The following is a 19,119-nucleotide window of genomic DNA, read 5'->3' as shown; positions in this document are numbered from 1 at the left end:
GCCGCGGGGCAGGCGTCCGGCGCGTGCTGCTCACCCGAACGGGATCAGCCGCGCACTCCGCACAGATGCAGCAGCGCCGCCACGCTCCGATAGGGATCGGCCTTCCCGGCGCGTTCCTCGACCGCCAGCAGCGCCGTTACGTCCGCCGGGATCCCGGCCTCGTCCGCCGCCGTGTCGGTGAACACCCGCACCCCGTACCAGGCGTGCAGCGGCGCCCCGATCCCCGCGAGCGTCGCCGTCAGGTCCGACAGCCGGTCCGCCCGCACATCGGCTCCGGGCCGCACGGGGCTCCCGCCGTCGTCCGAGGTCGCCCGCGGATGGGGCAGCTGGGCGGTGGCGTCGAAGGCGGACAGCGCCGCGGACCAGTCCCCGGACAGCCCGGGCCGCATCGCGAGCGCGTCGCCGTTGCACACGAGCAGCGACAGCAGCCCGCCCGGCGCGAGCATCCGGGCCAGCCCGGCCAGCATCGGGTCGGGCTCCTCGATGTGCATCAGCACGCCGTGGCACAACACGACGTCGAAGCTGCCCGGCAGAAAGTGGACGCCGGTGTCCCGGCCGTCGCTCTGGACCAGCCGCACCCGCTCCCGGATCCCCTCCGGCTCGCCGGTCAGCTCCTCGCGGGCCGCCGCGATCAGCGTCGCGTCCTGCTCGACACCGGTCACCTGGTGCCCGGCGCGGGCCAGCCGCAGCGCCTGCGTACCGCCGCCCATCCCGACGTCGAGCACCCGCAGCCGCTGCCCGACCGGGAAGCGCCCGGCTATCTGCTCGTCGAGCTGCCGGGCCACCAGCTCCTGTCGTACGACTTCACGCAGCCCACCCGGCCTACTGAGCCGGGCATCGGCCGCGCCCCCGGGGACAGCAGCTGCGCTCAGGGCCGCTCTCCGCGCTTGACCTGCGGCTTCGGCAGCCGGAGCCGGCGCATCTGGAGGGAGCGCATCAGCGCGTAGGCGACGGCGCCGCGCTTGTTGTCGTCCGGGAAGCGCTCGGCGAGCCGCTTCTTGATCCGGAAGCCGGTGACGACCGAGTCCAGCACGATGAGGACGATCACGACCAGCCACAGCAGCAGCGCGATGTTCTGCAACGCGGGCACCTGCACCATGCTCAGCACGAGGATGACCACGGCCATCGGCAGGAAGAACTCCGCGATGTTGAAACGCGAGTCGATGAAGTCACGCGCGAACTTGCGGACCGGACCCTTGTCCCGGGCCGGCAGATACCGCTCGTCGCCCCCGGCCAGCGCCTGGCGCTGCTTCTCCAGGGCGGCACGGCGCTCCTCACGCCCGCGCTTGGCGGCCTCCTTGCGCGTCATCGACGTGTTGGCCACGCTGCGGCGCTGCGACTGGGCCGCACTGCGCTTGGGCGTGGGGCGGCCCTTCGGGGCCTCGGGGTGACGGGTCTCGTTGGAGTCGGTCACCAGCGCCTTGTCGGCGGACTGGGCCTTCTCTTCCTTCGCACGGCTACGGAACACAAAACCCAAGGGTACGGGGTGCCCGGGGTTGGACCCCAGCCCCGTGGGGAACGATCCGGCAACACCAGTCGTCGTAAGGGGACAGAGGGGACGTCGCAGACGGTTCGTCCGGCGGCCACGGGGGAGGCACGTGGGCGGCACCGGGTGGGCACCCGGGAGTCACCTACTCCTTACGCCGGAGCGGGATCGTGGGCAGTCGTCCTTGGGGATGAGCGCATCCGTCCCCGAACAGTGCGTCAATGGATGCAGGGCCCGTACTGTGGGTTCTGTCGCAGAGCTGGAGCTGGACGTCAGAAGGGGGCGCGCGAAGCCCATGAGCGGTGTCATGAAGCGTATGGGGATGATCTTCCGCGCGAAGGCGAACAAGGCCCTTGACCGGGCCGAGGACCCGCGCGAGACCCTCGATTACTCGTACCAGAAGCAGCTGGAGCTGCTCCAGAAGGTGCGCCGCGGCGTCGCCGACGTCGCCACGTCGCGCAAGCGCCTGGAGCTCCAGCTGAACCAACTCCAGCAGCAGTCGTCGAAGCTGGAGGACCAGGGCCGCAAGGCGCTCGCGCTGGGCCGTGAGGACCTGGCCCGCGAGGCGCTCTCGCGCCGCGCCGCCCTCCAGCAGCAGGTGACGGACCTGGAGACCCAGCACGCGACCTTGCAGGGCGAGGAGGAGAAGCTCACCCTCGCGGCCCAGCGGCTCCAGGCCAAGGTCGACGCCTTCCGCACGAAGAAGGAGACGATCAAGGCCACGTACACCGCGGCCCAGGCCCAGACCCGGATCGGCGAGGCGTTCTCCGGCATCTCCGAGGAGATGGGCGACGTCGGCCTGGCGATCCAGCGGGCCGAGGACAAGACCGCCCAGCTCCAGGCTCGCGCCGGAGCCATCGACGAGCTGCTCGCCTCGGGCGCCCTGGACGACCAGTCCGGTATGCACAAGGACGACATCCAGGCCGAGCTGGACCGGCTCTCCGGTGGTACGGATGTAGAGCTGGAACTGCAGCGCATGAAGGCGGAGCTGGCGGGAGGCCCGTCGGCCGGCCAGCAGGCCATCGAGGGCGGCTCGGGCCAGCAGTCCCAGCAGCAGCCGCAGGACACCCCGCGCTTCGACAAGCAGTAGCCGACGTCCGGGGCCCACGCCTAGGAGGGCGCGATGGGCGACATGATCGTCCGGATCATGGGTGAGGGGCAGGTGACGCTGTCCGACAGTCATCTGCCCGAGCTCAACAAGCTCGACGACGAGCTCCTCGCGGAGATGGAGAACGGCGACGGCCCCGGCTTCCGCCGCACCCTCACCGCACTCCTGTCCAAGGTCCGTGAACTGGGCGCGCCCCTGCCCGACGACTCCCTCGAACCGTCGGAACTGATCCTGCCGTCCCCGGACGCCACCTTGGAGGAGGTCCGGGAACTGCTGAGCGACGACGGTCTGATCCCGGGGTGAGCCCCTCCGACGTGAGAAACCTCCAGTTCGACCCCCGTTCCCACCCCCGCGGGCACGCCGTACCGTAATTCAGCGTGAGCACCCTCGAACGCGCCAGGCGGCACCTCAAGGCGCACCCCATGGCGCTGGACACGGCGCTGGCGACGGGTGTGCTCGCCTGCATGGTCGCCGGTTCGTTCGTGGACCCGCACGGGAAGTACGGGGTCACCTGGGCCCTGCGCACCCCGGACCTGCTCAGCCTCCTGCTCATCACCGTCGGCTCCACGGCCCTGGCCTTCCGCCGCCGCGCGCCCATGACGGTGCTCGCCGTCACCGGCGCGGTCTCCCTCGTGGAGTCCGTCACCGGTGACCCACGCGCCCCGGTCGCCATGTCCGCGGTCATCGCCCTCTACACCGTCGCCTCGACCACCGACCGCACCACCACCTGGCGCGTCGGCCTGCTCACCATCACCGTGCTCACCGGTGCGGCGATGCTCGCCGGCCCACTGCCCTGGTACGCCCAGGAGAACCTCGCGATCTTCGCCTGGACCGGCATCGGCGCAACCGCCGGCGACGCCGTCCGCAGCCGCCGCGCCGTGGTCGCCGCGATCCGTGAGCGCGCCGAACGGGCCGAGCGCACCCGCGAGGAGGAGGCCCGCCGCCGCGTCGCCGAGGAGCGGCTGCGTATCGCCCGGGACCTGCACGACGTCGTCGCCCACCACATCGCCCTGGTCAATGTGCAGGCCGGCGTCGCCGCCCATGTCATGGACCGGCGGCCCGACCAGGCCAAGGAGGCCCTCGCCCACGTACGCGAGGCGAGCCGCTCCGCGCTCAACGAACTGCGGGCCACGGTCGGCCTGCTGCGGCAGTCCGGCGATCCCGAGGCGCCCACCGAACCCGCCCCCGGCCTCGACCGCCTCGACGAACTCGCGGGCACCTTCCGCAACGCCGGCCTCCCGGTCGAGGTCGCCCGTGCCGACCAGGGCACCACCCTGCCGGCCGCCGTGGACCTGGCCGCCTACCGGGTCATCCAGGAGGCGCTGACCAATGTGCAGAAGCACGCGGGCACGGACGCCAAGGCCGAGGTGAGCGTCGTACGGGTGGGGCCGAACGTCGAGATCACCGTCCTCGACAACGGCGCCGGCGACGACGACCCGACCGAGGGCGGCGGTCACGGACTGCTCGGCATGCGCGAACGCGTCACCGCCCTGCGCGGCACCCTCACCACCGGCCCCCGCTACGGCGGCGGCTTCCGCGTCCATGCGATCCTGCCGGTCAAGAGCCGGACCCGCGCCGCGGAGGACGCCGTATGACGATGCCGCGGAACTCACCAGCCCCCCGCGGCAGTTGTCGTATCACCAAGCCGTCCGTACCGCGCCCCGCTGAGGACTCCGCATGACCATCCGCGTCCTGCTCGCCGACGACCAGGCCCTGCTCCGCAGCGCCTTTCGCGTGCTGGTCGACTCCGAGCCCGACATGGAGGTCGTCGGTGAGGCGTCCGACGGGGCGGAGGCGGTGCGGCTCGCCAAGGAGCGGGGCGCGGACGTCGTCCTGATGGACATCCGGATGCCCGGCATCGACGGCCTCGCCGCCACCCGCATGATCAGCGCCGACCCGGCCCTCGCCCATGTCCGCGTGGTCATCCTCACCACCTTCGAAGTCGACGACTACGTCGTGCAGTCCCTGCGCGCCGGCGCCTCCGGCTTCCTGGGCAAGGGCTCCGAACCCGAGGAACTCCTCAGCGCCATCCGCGTCGCCGCGGGCGGCGAGGCGCTGCTGTCCCCGGCCGCGACCAAGGGCCTCATCGCCCGTTTCCTCGCCCAGGGCGACGGCGCCGACGACGACCGCGACCCGGCGCGCGCCGAACGGCTCGACGCCCTCACCGGCCGTGAGCGCGAGGTCTTGGTCCAGGTCGCCGGCGGGCACTCCAACGACGAGATCGCCGAGCGCCTGGAGGTCAGCCCGCTGACCGTGAAGACGCACGTCAACCGGGCCATGTCCAAGCTCGGCGCCCGCGACCGGGCCCAGCTCGTGGTGATCGCGTACGAGTCGGGGCTGGTACGTCCAAGGGTGGAGTGAACTCCACCGGGCGTACTGCGGCCGGAGTATGCGCCGTATAAGGAAATGGACCTGGGGCCTACGAAACCGGGCTTCTGGATGGCTCAGGGTGTAGGGGCGGACGCTTCCCGCTTCTGCCGCTCACAGAAGAGAGAGACCCTCACCCATGTCCTGGCTGTCCCGATTCAGCCTCGCCCAACGCGCCCTGATAGGCCTGATCTCGATCATCGCGATCGCTTTCGGCGCGATCGCGATACCCCAGCTCAAGCAGCAGCTCCTGCCCTCCATCGAACTGCCCATGGTGTCGGTCCTCGCGCCGTACCAGGGCGCGTCGCCGGACGTGGTCGAGAAGCAGGTCGTCGAGCCGATCGAGGACAGCCTCGAAGCCGTCGACGGCATCACCGGCGTCACCTCCACGGCCAGCGAGGGCAACGCCGTCATCATGGCGTCCTTCGACTACGGCCCCGACACCCAGCAGCTGGTCGCCGACGTCCAGCAGGCCGTCAACCGGGCCCGCGTCCAGCTGCCCGACGACGTGGACCCGCAGGTCATCGCCGGTTCCACGGACGACATCCCGACCGTCGTCCTCGCGGTCACCTCCAGCAAGGACCAGCAGGCCCTGGCCGACCAGCTCGACCGGACCCTCGTGCCGGACCTGAAGGACATCGACGGTGTCGGCCAGGTCACCGTCGACGGTGTGCGCGACCTCCAGGTCACCGTCACGCCCGACGACGCCAAGCTGGCGAAGTCCGGTCTGACCGCGCAGTCCGTCTCCCAGGCCCTTCAGGCGGGCGGCGCCACCGTGCCGGCCGGCTCCTTCGACGAGGACGGCAGCAACCGCACCGTCCAGGTCGGCGGCGGCTTCACCTCGCTGAAGCAGATCGAGGACCTGATGGTGAGCGGCGAGCCCGGCGCCGGCAAGAAGCCGGTCCGCCTCGGCTCCGTCGCCTCCGTGAAGCAGGAGCAGGCCCCGGCCGACTCCCTCACCCGCACCGACGGCAAGCCGTCCCTCGCGGTCGCGGTCACCATGGACCGCGACGGCAGCGCGGTCGCCATCTCGGACGCCGTCGAGGACAAGCTTCCGGAGATCCGGGCGGACCTCGGCTCGGACGCCACGGTCACCGTGGTCAGCGACCAGGGCCCGGCCGTGAAGAAGTCCATCGACGGTCTGACCACGGAGGGCGCGCTCGGTCTGCTCTTCGCGGTGCTGATCATCCTGGTCTTCCTGGCGTCGATCCGCTCGACGCTGGTCACCGCGGTGAGCATCCCGCTCTCCGTCGTGCTGGCCCTGATCGTCCTGTGGACCAGGGACCTCTCCCTGAACATGCTGACGCTCGGCGCGCTCACCATCGCCATCGGCCGGGTCGTCGACGACTCGATCGTGGTCCTGGAGAACATCAAGCGGCACCTCGGCTACGGCGAGGAGCGCGAGGACGCCATCATCAAGGCGGTCCGCGAGGTCGCCGGCGCGGTGACCTCCTCGACGCTCACCACGGTCGCGGTGTTCCTGCCGATCGGCCTGGTCGGCGGCATGGTGGGCGAGCTGTTCGGCTCGTTCAGCCTGACCGTGACGGCCGCGCTCCTTGCGTCGCTGCTGGTGTCGCTGACGGTCGTGCCCGTCCTGTCGTACTGGTTCCTGCGCGCCCCGAAGGGCACCCCCGAGGACGCCGACGAGGCGCGCCGGATCGCCGAGGAGAAGGAGGCGAAGAGCAGGCTCCAGCGCATCTACGTCCCCGTCCTGCGGTTCGCGACGCGGCGCCGGCTGACCAGCGTGCTGCTGGCGATCGTCATCCTGGTCGGCACGTTCGGCATGGCGCCGCTGCTGAAGACGAACTTCTTCGACCAGGGCGAGCAGGAAGTCCTCACCGTCAAGCAGGAGCTCAAGCCCGGCACCAGCCTGGCCGCGACCGACGAGCAGGCCAAGAAGGTCGAGCGGCTCCTCGCCGACACCAAGGGCGTCAAGGACTACCAGGTCACCATCGGCTCGTCCGGCTTCATGGCGGCCTTCGGCGGCGGCACCGACACCAATCAGGCGTCGTACCAGGTGATGCTGGAGGATTCCGCGTCCTTCGACGACGTCCAGGACCGCATCGAGACGGGCCTGAAGAAGCTCGACGGCGTCGGCACCACCACCATCGCCGCCGGTGACGGCTTCGGCGCCCAGGACCTGAGCGTCGTCGTGAAGGCGGCCGACGGGGACGTGCTGCGCAAAGCGTCCGAGCAGGTCCGCGAGGCGGTGGCGGGGCTGGACGACGTCACCGACGTCACCAGTGACCTGGCGCAGAGCGTGCCGCGCATCTCGGTGAAGGCCAACGACAAGGCGGCCGCGGCGGGCTTCAACGACCAGACCCTCGGTCTCGCCGTCGCCCAGGCGGTGCGCGGCAACACGGCCGCCCAGGCGACCCTGGACGACACCGAGCGCGACATCGTCATCCGGTCGGCCAAGCCGGCGACGACGCTGAAGCAGCTCGAGGGCCTGCGTCTGGGCCCGGTGAAGCTGGGTGACATCGCGGACGTGAAGCTGGTGGACGGCCCGGTCTCCATGACCCGGATCGACGGGCAGCGCGCGGCCACCATCACCGCGAAGCCGACCGGCGACAACACAGGCGCGGTGAGCGCGGACCTCCAGTCGAAGATCGACCAGCTGACGCTCCCGGCGGGTGCGACGGCCTCGATCGGCGGTGTCTCCGAGGACCAGGACGAGGCGTTCGCCAACCTGGGCCTGGCGATGCTGGCGGCCATCGCGATCGTCTTCATGCTGCTGGTGGCGACGTTCCGCTCGCTGGCGCAGCCGCTGATCCTGCTGGTGTCGATCCCGTTCGCGGCGACCGGCGCGATCGGCCTCCTGGTGGCGACCGGCACCCCGATGGGCGTCCCCGCGATGATCGGCATGCTGATGCTGATCGGCATCGTGGTGACGAACGCGATCGTGCTCATCGACCTCATCAACCAGTACCGCAAGCAGGGTTACGGCGTCGTCGAGGCGGTGATCGAGGGTGGCCGGCACCGGCTGCGCCCGATCCTCATGACGGCCCTGGCGACGATCTTCGCCCTGCTGCCGATGGCCCTGGGCGTCACCGGCGAGGGCGGCTTCATCGCCCAGCCGCTGGCCGTGGTGGTGATCGGCGGTCTGATCACGTCGACCCTGCTGACCCTGCTCCTCGTGCCGACGCTCTACGCGATGCTGGAGCTCCGCAAAGAGCGCCGGGCCAAGAAGCGCGCGGCGAAGCGGGCGAAGAAGGCCGGCACCCCGCCGACTCCGTCCGCGGACGAGCCGGAGCCGGCGGGCGTCTGATCAGGCGCCCTCGGTGGCCGGGTCCCGAACCGCACGGTGCGGTTCGGGACCCGGCCACCGTCGTTTCCGCGTTACGTATCCTGAGCCCCGGACTGCATCACGGGGGAGGGGTACCGGGCGTGCCGCTGCACAAGGACGATCCGAAGTCGGTCGGTGGGTACAGGCTCGTCGGCCGGCTCGGATCCGGGGGCATGGGCGTCGTCTACCGGGGCCGGGCACGCTCGGGGCGTGAGGTCGCCGTCAAGGTGGTGCACGCGCAGTACGCCGAGGACGCCGTCTTCCGCGCCCGCTTCCGGCAGGAGATCGACGCCGTCCGCAAGGTCAGCGGTGCCTTCACCGCCCCGGTGCTGGACGCCGACGCCGACGCGGTACGGCCCTGGATGGCGACCCAGTACGTGCCCGGACCCTCCCTCGCCGCCCGGATCCGCGACGGGGGCCCGCTCAAGGGGGCCGAACTGCGGCGCCTGGCGCTCGGGTTGGTCGAGGCGCTGCGGGACATCCACCGGGCGGGTGTCGTCCACCGCGACCTCAAGCCCGCCAACGTCCTGATGGCCGAGGACGGCCCCCGCGTCATCGACTTCGGCATCTCCCGCGCGGCCGAGAACCACAACACCCTGACCGAGACAGGCCAGATGATCGGCACCCCGCCGTTCATGTCGCCGGAACAGCTCACCGACGCCCGCTCGGTGGGCCCCGCCTCCGACGTCTTCTCCATGGGTGCCCTCCTCGTCTACTCGATCGCCGGCCGGGGCCCGTTCGACGCCGACAGCCCCTACCTCACCGCCTACCGCGTGGTCCACGACGCCCCCGTCCTGGACGGCGTGCCGCAGCCCCTCCATGGGGTCCTGGAACGCTGCCTGACCAAGGAACCCGCGGACCGGCCCGGACTGGACGAACTGGCACGGGAGTTCGTGGCCGTGCTGCCGGAGCCGGGCGAGGACGACCGCGCCACCGTGACGCTGCGCACGGACGAGGTGGCCATGGTCCGCACCCGGCCCGCCGCGGCCGCCGGCCCCGCGGCCCCCGTTCGACGCCGCGGACGAGTACGCCCGTGGGCCACGGCCGGCACGGTCGGCGCCCTCGCCCTCGGGCTGACGGGATATCTGCTGATGGGGCCCGGGTTCGGGGACGACGACGCCAAGACGGGCGCCGACACCGCCGCGCCCTCCCGGTGGGCGGCGCTGCCGTCCGGCTGGAAGCCCTGGCAGACGACGGTGGACGCCACCGCCGCACGCGGTGTGAAGAAGGGGACGGCCCGCGCGAGCGGGCTCGGCGGCGGTCCGCAGTGCCGGCTGTACGAAGGCGCCGTCTACTGTGCGGGTGACGGTGTCCTGCCCATGCGCCTCGACGGCCCGACCGGACGGACCGCCTGGCGGGCCGACGCGGTGCCGTCCGGCCGGAGCCAGGGCACGTACACCTTCTCGGTCCTCGGTGTCGTGGACGACGCGATGCTGGTCCAGCAGGAATACACCCCCGTCGCGGGAGGAGACTCCGGCACCACGATCGCCGCCCTCGACACCGGGACCGGTGAGCCGCTCTGGCATCGCACCCTGACCGGCGGTTCCATGGGCGCGACGGTCTCCGGCGGTCTCGTGGTCCTGCCGGCCGGCGGCGAAGGCGCGGTGGCCGCCCGCTCGCCGCGCACCGGCGCCGTGCGCTGGACGGCGACGCTGCCGGCCGGGCAGTACTGCGACCCGACAGGCGTCGGGGCGGACCTCCTCCTGCGGTGCGGCCCGGAGATGGCGCCCTCCAAGGACGCGCTGCTCCTGACCCTGGACCGGGCGGACGGCACGGCGCGGCGTCTGACGGTGCCCAATCGCGGCAACCTCGTCGGGACGTACGACCGCCGTCTGCTCTTCCTCGACCTGGCCGAGGACGAACAGGGGAACGTGTCGGGGGACGGCGTCCAGGGGCCGTTCTCACGGATCCGGCTGATCGACCCGGACACCGGGGAGGCCCGTACGACGGAGCTGGCGGAGGAGTTCGAGGGCCGTGTCACGCTGGCGGACGGCACGCTGTGGTTCGCCGCGTCATCCGGCCAGGTGACCGCCGCTTCGGCCCGGACGGGCGAGCGGCTGTGGCAGACCCGGACCAGCCTGGAGCAGCCGAGCGGAGTGACCTACGACCCGCGCGCCCGTGTGGTCTACCTGGCCAGCGCGAGCGGCCGGGTCGCCGCCCTCGACACGAAGAAGGGCACGCGGCTGTGGGAGACCCTGCCGCGTGCCCGGCGGGTGACGAGCCAGGGAGGCATGTCGCAGACCAAGGTGCTGCTCCACAAGGGCGCCCTGATCGTCGCCACCCCGGACGGCGATGTCTTCACCCTCGACCCCGCCCACCCCGACCGCACACCGGTGTCGGGGTGAGCACGGGGCCCACGGCACGACCTACGGCAGCGCCAGCATCCGCTCCAGCGCCAGCTTCGCGAACGCCTCGGTCTCCTTGTCGACCTCGATCCGGTTGACCAGGTTGCCCTCGGCCAGCGACTCCAGCGCCCAGACCAGGTGCGGCAGGTCGATGCGGTTCATCGTCGAGCAGAAGCAGACCGTCTTGTCGAGGAAGACGATCTCCTTGCCCTCGGGCGCGAAACGGTTCGCCAGGCGCCGTACGAGATTCAGCTCGGTCCCGATGGCCCACTTGGAGCCGGCCGGGGCGGCCTCCAGGGCCTTGATGATGTACTCGGTCGAGCCGACGTAGTCCGCCGCGGCCACGACCTCGTGCTTGCACTCGGGGTGGACCAGGACGTTCACGCCCGGGATGCGCTCGCGCACGTCGTTCACCGAGTCCAGGCTGAAGCGGCCGTGCACCGAGCAGTGGCCGCGCCACAGGATCATCTTCGCGGCGCGCAGCTCGTCGGCCGTCAGCCCGCCGTTCGGCTTGTGCGGGTTGTAGACGACGCAGTCCTCCAGGGACATGCCCATGTCGCGCACCGCGGTGTTGCGGCCGAGGTGCTGGTCCGGCAGGAAGAGCACCTTCTCGCCCTGCTCGAAGGCCCACTCCAGCGCGCGCTCGGCGTTGGAGGAGGTGCAGATCGTGCCGCCGTGCTTGCCCGTGAACGCCTTGATGTCGGCGGACGAGTTCATGTACGACACCGGCACGACCTGCTCGGCTATCCCGGCCTCGGTCAGCACGTCCCAGCACTCGGCGACCTGCTCGGCGGTGGCCATGTCGGCCATGGAGCAGCCGGCGGCGAGGTCGGGCAGGACGACCTTCTGGTCGTCGGAGGTCAGGATGTCGGCGGACTCCGCCATGAAGTGCACGCCGCAGAACACGATGTACTCGGCCTCCGGGCGCGCGGCCGCGTCCCGGGCCAGCTTGAACGAGTCACCGGTCACGTCCGCGAACTGGATGACCTCGTCGCGCTGGTAGTGGTGGCCGAGCACGAAGACCTTGCTGCCGAGCTTTTCCTTGGCGGCGCGGGCGCGCTCGACCAGGTCCGGGTCGGACGGCGAGGGAAGGTCGCCGGGGCACTCGACGCCGCGCTCGCTCCTGGGGTCGGCCTCACGGCCGAGGAGCAGCAGGGCAAGGGGCGTCGGCTGTACGTCGAGCTCCTGGGTCTGGGCGGTGGTCACGACACGCACCCTTTCTGTTCTGCGGGAGGTTTTGCGGGAGTGCTTTTCGTCGTTCTGACGTTATCTATCATAACCCGGTTCACGTCACTTTGACGATGGCCATTGCGTCGATGTGACGTGAATCCCGCAATCCCGGCGTCGGGCCCCATTGGGTCGCTGTTCGCTTCGTCGCGCGTGTGCGAGCATGAATGGACAGTCGAAAAGACAAGTTGCTCGGCCCGGAATGAATCCGTGGCACCGGCGGTTGCACACGTCGGCAAGCAGTCTCCGTACAACCCGGGAGAGATGTAGATGTCCGTATCGGACGAGACCAGCACCGCCACCGACGGCATCATCCTGAGTGACGCCGCCGCGGCCAAGGTCAAGGCACTGCTCGACCAGGAGGGCCGCGACGACCTGGCGCTGCGCGTCGCCGTTCAGCCCGGTGGCTGCTCCGGCCTGCGTTACCAGCTGTTCTTCGACGAGCGCTCGCTCGACGGGGACGTCGTCAAGGACTTCGGCGGTGTCAAGGTCGTCACCGACCGCATGAGCGCCCCGTACCTGGGCGGCGCGTCCATCGACTTCGTCGACACCATCGAGAAGCAGGGCTTCACGATCGACAACCCGAACGCGACGGGCTCCTGCGCCTGCGGCGACTCCTTCAACTGAGGCACGCCCCTGCGCGAAAAGGCGGCGACCCCCTCCGACGGGGCCGCCGCCTTTCCTTGTCCGGGAACCCTTACCGGGCCCCGGACGACCGGGGTGCGTCCGGGAGCGTCCCGGGCTTCTCCAGCGGGACCGCCCGGCCGTCCGTGCCCACGACCTTCCGGTCCCCGAGCGGCTCGTCGAGCTGCACCGTCTCGTGGAACACCTTGGCGATCAGGATGCAGACCTCGTCCGGCTGTGAGGTCTCGGTCACCCGGACCGTCACCTCGTCACCGCTCTCGCTCGCGGTCACCTTGTAGTCGGCGCACACGCCGCCGGTGAAGGCGACGGTCAGCTCCGAGCCGTCGGCCGTGTAGGCGTCCACGCCCACGTTCCGGATGACCGGCGACGCCGTCGAGTCGTCCTTCGGCCCGGACGGCCGCGGGCTGGGCTGCTCGGACGGCTCCTGCGTCGGTGTGGACGAGGCCAGATACTGCGGGTCGATCGCCGGGTACGTCACCGTGAAGCTGTCCTGCGCGCCCTGCGACCGCACCTCGAACAGCCAGGAGGGAACCAGCGCCTGCCGGGTGTCCACGTAGTGCGAGGCCAGCCCGAACACGGCCTTCTCCACGGTGATGGTGTCCTGCGCCGGGGGCGTCCCCGTCGACCCGGACGCCGACATCGACGCCTCAGCACCGCAGGGCGCCTCCATGCGGTCCTTCAGCGGTACGGGGCTGGCGCAGCCGCCGATGCCCATGCGGTGGTCGGCCTTCGGAGTCGCGTTCATCAGCCCGAGCGTCTTCTCGGCGCTCAGCACGGGGTACGTGTCCCCCTTCACCGGCGCCTTCAACTGGCCACTTCCGCCGACCACTTCGCCCTGGGCATTCACGGTCACCCCGGTCGTCCAGCCGTACGTGGGCAGGCCCCCGACCACCGGATCGGCGTTCACCACCCGCTGGGCGCCCATGACCTGGCCCGCGTCGAGCTTCGCGTCATCCTGACCGACCGCCTTGAGGACCGGTGCGGCCGCCTTCTTCGCCACGTCCTCGCTCACCGGGTCGCCGGCAGTGTCGGCGGGACCCTTCGCGCACACGGTGGTGCTCTCGCAGTTGTCCGTGCCCGGCGCGTACCGGTAGAAGGTCCAGGTCCCCGGCGCCTGCTTGTTCACCTGAAGGCTGGGCCCCGCCCCGTCCGACGCGCCGACCTTCCAGGTCTGCCCCTGCGCCACCGGCGCACCGTCCACCCCGAGCGCCTCGGCCAGCCGGGCCACCTCGTCCGCGCCGACCTCGCCGTCTGCCCGGTACACCGCCGCCGACCCGGGCCCGTCCGGCAGATCGCCGTCGGGCTTGTAGGTGGCGCCGTACGGGTTGGGCTCCCCGGGCGCGATGCCGCCGGTGCCGGCGCGACCGCCCTCGGTGTAGCCGTCGAGGTGCAGCGGCGGGGGAGTGTCACCGCCGGACGCCCCGGACGCCGTACCGCCGTCCGAGCCGCCGGACGCGTTCGCGGCGAGATAGGCCCCACCGCCCCCGACGAGCAGTACGGCCGCGGCGACGGAGGCGATGATCGCGGGGGACCGGCGACGGGCGCCGCCGTGCACGTCGTCCGGCTCGTGGACGGGGGTGGCGTCGTCGGCGGGGACCTCGGCGGCGGCCGCGACGGGAGCACCGGGCACGGCGGATCCGGCATCCGCGGCGACATCCTCGGAGTCCTCCGAGGCGCTGTCCCGGCCGGAAGCGGACTCCTCGCCCGAGGCATCCGAGGCACCCGAGGCACCCGCGTCGCGCGACGCCTCCTCGTCCCCGGCGACGGTCCCCTCGACTTCGCCGTCAGCAGCTCCGCCTGCCGTCCCACTCTCGGCGGCGAGCCCGTCGGCACCGGCGGCGGTCTGCTCCGCCCGTGCCTCCTCCGCGTCCCTGCCGGAGGCGCCCGCGTCGTCGTTGTCGGGTCGCTCGGTGTTCACCGCATCGCTCCTTCGGCTGCGCACATGTCCCATGACCCTGACCAGACCCTGTCAAAAGGGTGGTCCGCCGGGTCGTATCCCGCATCCCCTTTACGGGGGACGCCGATGGGACGCAGCGGGGGAGCGCACGGTTCCCTGAAAAGGCGCCGACCGGGCCCCGGAGTTCTACCGGCCTCCCGGTCAGTCCCCGTAGTCGGACATGGCGTCCAGCAGGCGCGCCGACCTCGGCGGCACGGTGACCCCGTGGATGAGTGAGGGGGAGACCGGGCGGGAAAGGACCCGGTCGGGAGCGGCCCAGTGCGGAGCCATCCGCGCACAGTCACCCAGCAGTGACGCCAGGTCGACCTCCGGGTCGGCCGGAGCGGAGGCGCAGACCTCGATTTTCGTCATAGCGGCACCGTACGCACGCTTGAGCCCGTGAAGAAAGATCTACTATCAGGTATTTTTGGCTGCTTCTGTGTCCCGGTCACGAACGGTAGCGTGGATTGTCAATTCCACCTCCCCGCAGGAGACCTCAGCCGTGCGCATCGCAGTCACCGGCTCCATCGCCACCGACCACCTCATGACCTTCCCCGGCCGGTTCGCCGACCAGTTCGTCGCGGACCAGCTGCACACGGTCTCGCTGTCGTTCCTGGTCGACAACCTGGACGTACGCCGGGGCGGCGTAGGCGCGAACATCGCCTTCGGCATGGGTCAGCTGGGCACGAAGCCGATCCTCGTCGGCGCCGCGGGCTCCGACTTCGACGAGTACCGGGCCTGGCTCGACCGGCACGGAGTCGACACCGGTTCGGTCCGTATCTCCGAGACCCTGCACACCGCCCGCTTCGTCTGCACCACCGACGCGGACCACAACCAGATCGGCTCCTTCTACACGGGCGCGATGAGCGAGGCCCGGCTGATCGAGCTGAAGACCGTCGCGGACCGCGTGGGCGGTCTCGACCTGGTCCTCATCGGCGCCGACGACCCCGAGGGCATGCTCCGCCACACCGAGGAGTGCCGCTCCCGCTCGATCCCCTTCGCCGCGGACTTCTCCCAGCAGATCGCCCGGATGGACGGCGACGAGATCCGGATACTGCTGGACGGCGCGACCTACCTCTTCTCCAACGAGTACGAGAAGGGGCTCATCGAGTCCAAGACCGGCTGGTCGGACGAGGAGATCCTGTCCAGGGTCGGCCACCGCGTCACCACCCTCGGCTCGCGCGGCGTACGCATCGAGCGGGCCGGCCACGACCCGATCGAGGTCGGCTGCCCCGAGGAGGAGCGCAAGGCCGACCCCACCGGCGTCGGCGACGCCTTCCGCGCGGGGTTCCTCTCCGGCCTCGCCTGGAACGTCTCCCTCGAGCGGGCCGCGCAGATCGGCTGCATGCTGGCGACGCTCGTCATCGAGACGGTGGGCACGCAGGAGTACCAGCTGCGGCGCGTGCACTTCATGGACCGGTTCACCAAGGCGTACGGGCATGACGCCGGCGAGGAAGTTCGGGCTCACCTGGGCTGAGTTTTCGGGTGCGGGCGCGTGGGGGCTGGTCGCGCAGTTCCCCGCGCCCCTGGGTGGGTCACGTCATCCGGCGGACCGTGTACGCCGTTCCTTTCTCCGCCGGCTCCTCGCCCACGTACTCCTGCCCGCGCATCTCGCACCACGCCGGGATGTCCAGCCGGGCCGCCTCGTCATCGGCGAGGACGCGGACCAGCCCGCCCACCGGGACCTCGCCGATGACCTTGGCGAGGTCGATGACGGGGATCGGGCAGAGCTTGCCGAGGGAGTCCACCACCAGCACGTCGTCCCGCACGACAGTTTCGGCGACCGGGGCGCCCACCTTTTCCCGCACCCCCGCGACCGCCCCCGGCAGCACCTCCAGGAACCGCTCCACGTCCTCCTCCGACGTCCCGAACGGCAGCGACACCCGCACGTTCCCCTCGCTCAGCACCCCCATCGCCTTCAGCACATGGCTGGGCGTCAGCGTGCTGCTCGTACAGGACGAGCCGGACGAAACCGAGAAACCGGCACGGTCCAGCTCGTGCAGCAATGTCTCCCCGTCGACATAAAGACAGGAGAAGGTGACGATCCCGGGCAGCCGGCGCGCCGGATCGCCGACCACCTCCACGTCCGGCACCAGCCGCGGCACCCGCGCCCGGATCCGTTCCGTCAGCTCCCGCAGCCGTACCGCCTCTTGGGCCGCCTCCGCCCGCACCGCCCGCAGCGAGGCCGCCGCGGCGACGATCGCCGGGATGTTCTCGAACCCGGCCGCCCGCCCCGACTCCCGCTCGTCCGCGGGCCCTTGCGCGGCGAACCGTACCCCCTTGCGCACGACGAGCAGCCCGACCCCCGAAGGGCCACCCCACTTGTGGGCACTCCCGGTCAGCACGGACCAGTCGCCCTCGACCCGCCCCCAGCCCAGTGACTGCGCCGCGTCCACCAGCAACGGCACCCCGGCCTCCCGGCACACGGCGGCCACCTCGGCCACCGGCTGCTCGGTGCCCACCTCGTGATTGGCCGACTGAAGACACGCGAGCGCGGTCTCCGGACGGAGGGCATCCGCGTACGCCTCCACGCTCACGGCCCCTGCACGGTCCACCGCCACCTGCGTGACCACCCCGCCCCCGGCCTCGTGCGCGTCAGCCGCATGGAGCACAGAGGAGTGTTCGACGGCGGACACGATCAGGTGACGCCCGACCCGGCGGCGTCCTGCCAGCACCCCGGCGACACCGGTGTGCACGGCCCGAGTACCGGATGACGTGAACACCAGCTCGTCCGCCCGACACCCCACAGCCTCGGCAGCCGCCTCCCGAGCCGCGTCCAACAGCATCCGGGCCTTACGGCCTTCTCGATACAGACGTGCGGGATCAGCCCACCCGTCGTCGAACGAGGCCTGAAGCGCCTGCCGAGCAACAGCATGAAGAGGAGCACTGGAAGCAGCGTCAAAGTAGCCCACACGGCAACGCTAAACCGCCGGTCACGACAACGTCCCAAAAGGGGCGCGGGGCGGTGACATTTGCGGCTCCGCCGCGGGGCGCGACAAGCCACAAACAACCCGCAGCCGCCAATCAAGCGAACCCCCCACCTCACTAGGCCCCCCTCCCCGCGAACCCTCGGAGAGCGTCGGCTAGGGTTTGGTCCGCATAAACATCCAAACCCCTGCCCGACGCAGGGCGGCGACCGACCAGCGAGAAGGCCAGGCCGCAGCCGATCCGCGCGGGCGAGACTCTCGGGAAGGCGCTACGTGAGTCCCAACGGCTCCGACCGCTCGCCGCGGCGCCCGATGCGGCGGAAGCTGCTGCAAGGCATGACCGCGGGCCTGGTCCTGGCGACAGCCACCGGTTGCTCGTACAACTGGGAAGACTTCCCCCGCCTTGGTATGCCCACCCCGACCACGGAAGAGGCTCCGCGGATCCTCTCCCTGTGGCAGGGTTCCTGGGCGGCTGCGCTCGCCGTCGGCGTGCTGGTGTGGGGTCTGATCCTGTGGAGCGCCATGTTCCACCGGCGCAGCCGCACCAAGGTCGAGGTACCTCCGCAGACCCGGTACAACATGCCGATCGAGGCGCTGTACACGGTGGTCCCGCTCATCATCGTCTCGGTCCTGTTCTACTTCACGGCCCGCGACGAGTCGAAGCTCCTCAGCCTCAAGGACAAGCCCGACGTCACCGTCAACGTCGTCGGCTTCCAGTGGAGCTGGGCCTTCAACTACGTCCAGCCCGTCGAAGGTTCGACCGGCGACGCGAAGACCGACAAGAACCTGGCCGCCATTCCGGACCGGTTCAAGGAGGACTTCCCGGCGAACGCGGGCGGTGTCTACGACGCCGGCACCCCCGGCACCCGGAACCCGCAGACCGGCAACCCGGGTCCCACCCTGTGGCTGCCCAAGGGCAAGACGGTCCGCTTCGTCCTCACCTCGCGTGACGTCATCCACTCCTTCTGGGTGGTGCCGTTCCTGATGAAGCAGGACGTCATCCCGGGCCACACCAACGCCTTCGAGGTGACCCCCAACAAGGAGGGCACCTTCCTGGGCAAGTGCGCCGAGCTGTGCGGCGTCGACCACTCCCGGATGCTGTTCAACGTGAAGGTCGTCTCCCCCGAGCGCTACGAGCAGCACCTCAAGGACCTCGCCAAGAAGGGGCAGACCGGTTACGTTCCCGCCGGCATCGCGCAGACGAGCCACGAGAAGAACCGGGAGACGAACAACCTGTGAGCATCCTCAACGAACCCCAGGGTGCCGCGGCAGCTGAGGACTCGTACGAGAACGAGCTGCCGGTCCGGCGCAGGCAACCCGGCAACGTCGTGGTCAAGTGGCTCACCACCACCGACCACAAGACGATCGGAACGCTGTACCTCGTCACGTCGTTCGCGTTCTTCGTGATCGGTGGCGTGATGGCGCTGTTCATGCGCGCCGAGCTCGCCCGGCCCGGTCTGCAGATCATGTCGAACGAGCAGTTCAACCAGGCGTTCACGATGCACGGCACGATCATGCTGCTGATGTTCGCGACGCCGCTGTTCGCCGGCTTCACGAACTGGATCATGCCGCTCCAGATCGGCGCGCCGGACGTGGCCTTCCCCCGGCTGAACATGTTCGCCTACTGGCTCTACCTGTTCGGCTCGCTCATCGCGGTGGGCGGCTTCCTCACCCCCGACGGTGCCGCCGACTTCGGCTGGTTCGCCTACAGCCCGCTGTCGGACGCGGTCCGCTCGCCCGGCATCGGCGCCGACCTGTGGATCATGGGCCTGGCCTTCTCCGGCTTCGGCAC

General features: G+C 70.8%; 16 protein-coding genes. 10 read left to right on the top strand and 6 right to left on the bottom strand.

Annotated features, from left to right (window positions below; all coding sequences use genetic code 11):
* Positions 1–44: 44 nt before the first annotated feature.
* A complete protein-coding gene (locus ACFPQ9_RS41805) occupies positions 45–785 on the bottom strand; it encodes a class I SAM-dependent methyltransferase (protein ID WP_380865024.1) in 741 nt (246 codons plus the stop codon).
* Positions 786–868: 83 nt separating this feature from the next.
* Entirely contained in the window at positions 869–1,507 is a 639-nt protein-coding gene (locus ACFPQ9_RS41800; protein ID WP_380865142.1) for a DUF3043 domain-containing protein, read from the bottom strand.
* Positions 1,508–1,808: 301 nt separating this feature from the next.
* Here ACFPQ9_RS41800 and ACFPQ9_RS41795 point away from each other — a divergent pair, with 301 nt between their 5' ends.
* The 6 genes from ACFPQ9_RS41795 (at position 1,809) to ACFPQ9_RS41770 (ending at position 10,592) form a co-directional block, all read left to right on the top strand.
* Complete coding sequence (locus ACFPQ9_RS41795) at positions 1,809–2,576, top strand: PspA/IM30 family protein (RefSeq protein ID WP_260609300.1); 768 nt, start codon at positions 1,809–1,811, stop codon at positions 2,574–2,576.
* A 42-nt stretch (positions 2,577–2,618) separates the two neighbouring features.
* The gene (gene pspAA / locus ACFPQ9_RS41790) at positions 2,619–2,897 is read left to right on the top strand and encodes a PspA-associated protein PspAA (RefSeq protein ID WP_380865140.1); all 279 of its coding nucleotides are present in this window, start codon (positions 2,619–2,621) and stop codon (positions 2,895–2,897) included.
* Between the two features lie 74 nt (positions 2,898–2,971).
* Positions 2,972–4,189 (top strand): sensor histidine kinase, encoded by a 1,218-nt coding sequence (locus ACFPQ9_RS41785; RefSeq protein WP_380865022.1) that lies wholly within the window; start codon positions 2,972–2,974, stop codon positions 4,187–4,189.
* An 82-nt stretch (positions 4,190–4,271) separates the two neighbouring features.
* The gene (locus ACFPQ9_RS41780; RefSeq protein WP_380865019.1) at positions 4,272–4,955 is read left to right on the top strand and encodes a response regulator; all 684 of its coding nucleotides are present in this window, start codon (positions 4,272–4,274) and stop codon (positions 4,953–4,955) included.
* A 145-nt stretch (positions 4,956–5,100) separates the two neighbouring features.
* Positions 5,101–8,229 carry an efflux RND transporter permease subunit gene (locus tag ACFPQ9_RS41775; protein ID WP_380865017.1) on the top strand — a complete coding sequence of 1,043 codons (3,129 nt, stop codon included), beginning with the start codon at positions 5,101–5,103 and terminating at the stop codon, positions 8,227–8,229.
* Between the two features lie 119 nt (positions 8,230–8,348).
* On the top strand, positions 8,349–10,592 hold the full coding sequence (locus tag ACFPQ9_RS41770; protein ID WP_380865014.1) for a serine/threonine-protein kinase: 2,244 nt from the start codon (positions 8,349–8,351) through the stop codon (positions 10,590–10,592).
* 21 nt (positions 10,593–10,613) lie between these two features.
* Here the strand turns inward: ACFPQ9_RS41770 and nadA are convergent, their stop codons facing one another.
* On the bottom strand, positions 10,614–11,798 hold the full coding sequence (gene nadA, locus ACFPQ9_RS41765) for a quinolinate synthase NadA (protein ID WP_380865013.1): 1,185 nt from the start codon (positions 11,796–11,798) through the stop codon (positions 10,614–10,616).
* A 291-nt stretch (positions 11,799–12,089) separates the two neighbouring features.
* Between nadA and ACFPQ9_RS41760 the strand changes: the two genes are divergently transcribed.
* Positions 12,090–12,446 (top strand): iron-sulfur cluster assembly accessory protein, encoded by a 357-nt coding sequence (locus ACFPQ9_RS41760; protein ID WP_031487357.1) that lies wholly within the window; start codon positions 12,090–12,092, stop codon positions 12,444–12,446.
* A 70-nt stretch (positions 12,447–12,516) separates the two neighbouring features.
* Here the strand turns inward: ACFPQ9_RS41760 and ACFPQ9_RS41755 are convergent, their stop codons facing one another.
* Both ACFPQ9_RS41755 and ACFPQ9_RS41750 read right to left on the bottom strand, forming a co-directional pair.
* The gene (locus ACFPQ9_RS41755) at positions 12,517–14,382 is read right to left on the bottom strand and encodes a hypothetical protein (protein WP_380865011.1); all 1,866 of its coding nucleotides are present in this window, start codon (positions 14,380–14,382) and stop codon (positions 12,517–12,519) included.
* Positions 14,383–14,562: 180 nt separating this feature from the next.
* The gene (locus ACFPQ9_RS41750; protein ID WP_380865009.1) at positions 14,563–14,772 is read right to left on the bottom strand and encodes a hypothetical protein; all 210 of its coding nucleotides are present in this window, start codon (positions 14,770–14,772) and stop codon (positions 14,563–14,565) included.
* Between the two features lie 130 nt (positions 14,773–14,902).
* Here ACFPQ9_RS41750 and ACFPQ9_RS41745 point away from each other — a divergent pair, with 130 nt between their 5' ends.
* Positions 14,903–15,877: a carbohydrate kinase family protein gene (locus ACFPQ9_RS41745; RefSeq protein ID WP_380865007.1), complete on the top strand. Its 975-nt coding sequence runs from the start codon at positions 14,903–14,905 to the stop codon at positions 15,875–15,877.
* 58 nt (positions 15,878–15,935) lie between these two features.
* Here the strand turns inward: ACFPQ9_RS41745 and ACFPQ9_RS41740 are convergent, their stop codons facing one another.
* On the bottom strand, positions 15,936–17,312 hold the full coding sequence (locus ACFPQ9_RS41740; RefSeq protein WP_380865005.1) for a cysteine desulfurase/sulfurtransferase TusA family protein: 1,377 nt from the start codon (positions 17,310–17,312) through the stop codon (positions 15,936–15,938).
* 288 nt (positions 17,313–17,600) lie between these two features.
* Here ACFPQ9_RS41740 and ctaC point away from each other — a divergent pair, with 288 nt between their 5' ends.
* Both ctaC and ACFPQ9_RS41730 read left to right on the top strand, forming a co-directional pair.
* Entirely contained in the window at positions 17,601–18,566 is a 966-nt protein-coding gene (gene ctaC, locus ACFPQ9_RS41735) for an aa3-type cytochrome oxidase subunit II (protein ID WP_380865003.1), read from the top strand.
* A partial coding sequence (locus ACFPQ9_RS41730; protein ID WP_380865001.1) for a cbb3-type cytochrome c oxidase subunit I occupies positions 18,563–19,119 on the top strand: 557 nt, incomplete at its 3' end. The genes ctaC and ACFPQ9_RS41730, both read left to right, overlap by 4 nt.

It is taken from the genome of Streptomyces coerulescens (assembly GCF_042657965.1).
In the GTDB taxonomy this organism is placed as follows: Bacteria; Actinomycetota; Actinomycetes; order Streptomycetales; family Streptomycetaceae; genus Streptomyces; species Streptomyces coerulescens.
Note: the sequence above shows the minus strand (reverse complement) of the source record. Positions and strands in the feature narration are given on the sequence as shown.

Excerpts from the sequence above, each read along its gene's own strand:
- ACFPQ9_RS41795 (WP_260609300.1), top strand. The coding sequence starts at position 1,809 with ATGATCTTCCGCGCGAAGGCGAACAAGGCCCTTGACCGGGCCGAGGAC.
- ACFPQ9_RS41775 (WP_380865017.1), top strand. The coding sequence starts at position 5,101 with ATGTCCTGGCTGTCCCGATTCAGCCTCGCCCAACGCGCCCTGATAGGC.
- ACFPQ9_RS41760 (WP_031487357.1), top strand. The coding sequence starts at position 12,090 with ATGTCCGTATCGGACGAGACCAGCACCGCCACCGACGGCATCATCCTG.
- ACFPQ9_RS41780 (WP_380865019.1), top strand. The coding sequence starts at position 4,272 with ATGACCATCCGCGTCCTGCTCGCCGACGACCAGGCCCTGCTCCGCAGC.
- pspAA (WP_380865140.1), top strand. The coding sequence starts at position 2,619 with ATGATCGTCCGGATCATGGGTGAGGGGCAGGTGACGCTGTCCGACAGT.
- ACFPQ9_RS41750 (WP_380865009.1), bottom strand. The coding sequence starts at position 14,772 with ATGACGAAAATCGAGGTCTGCGCCTCCGCTCCGGCCGACCCGGAGGTC.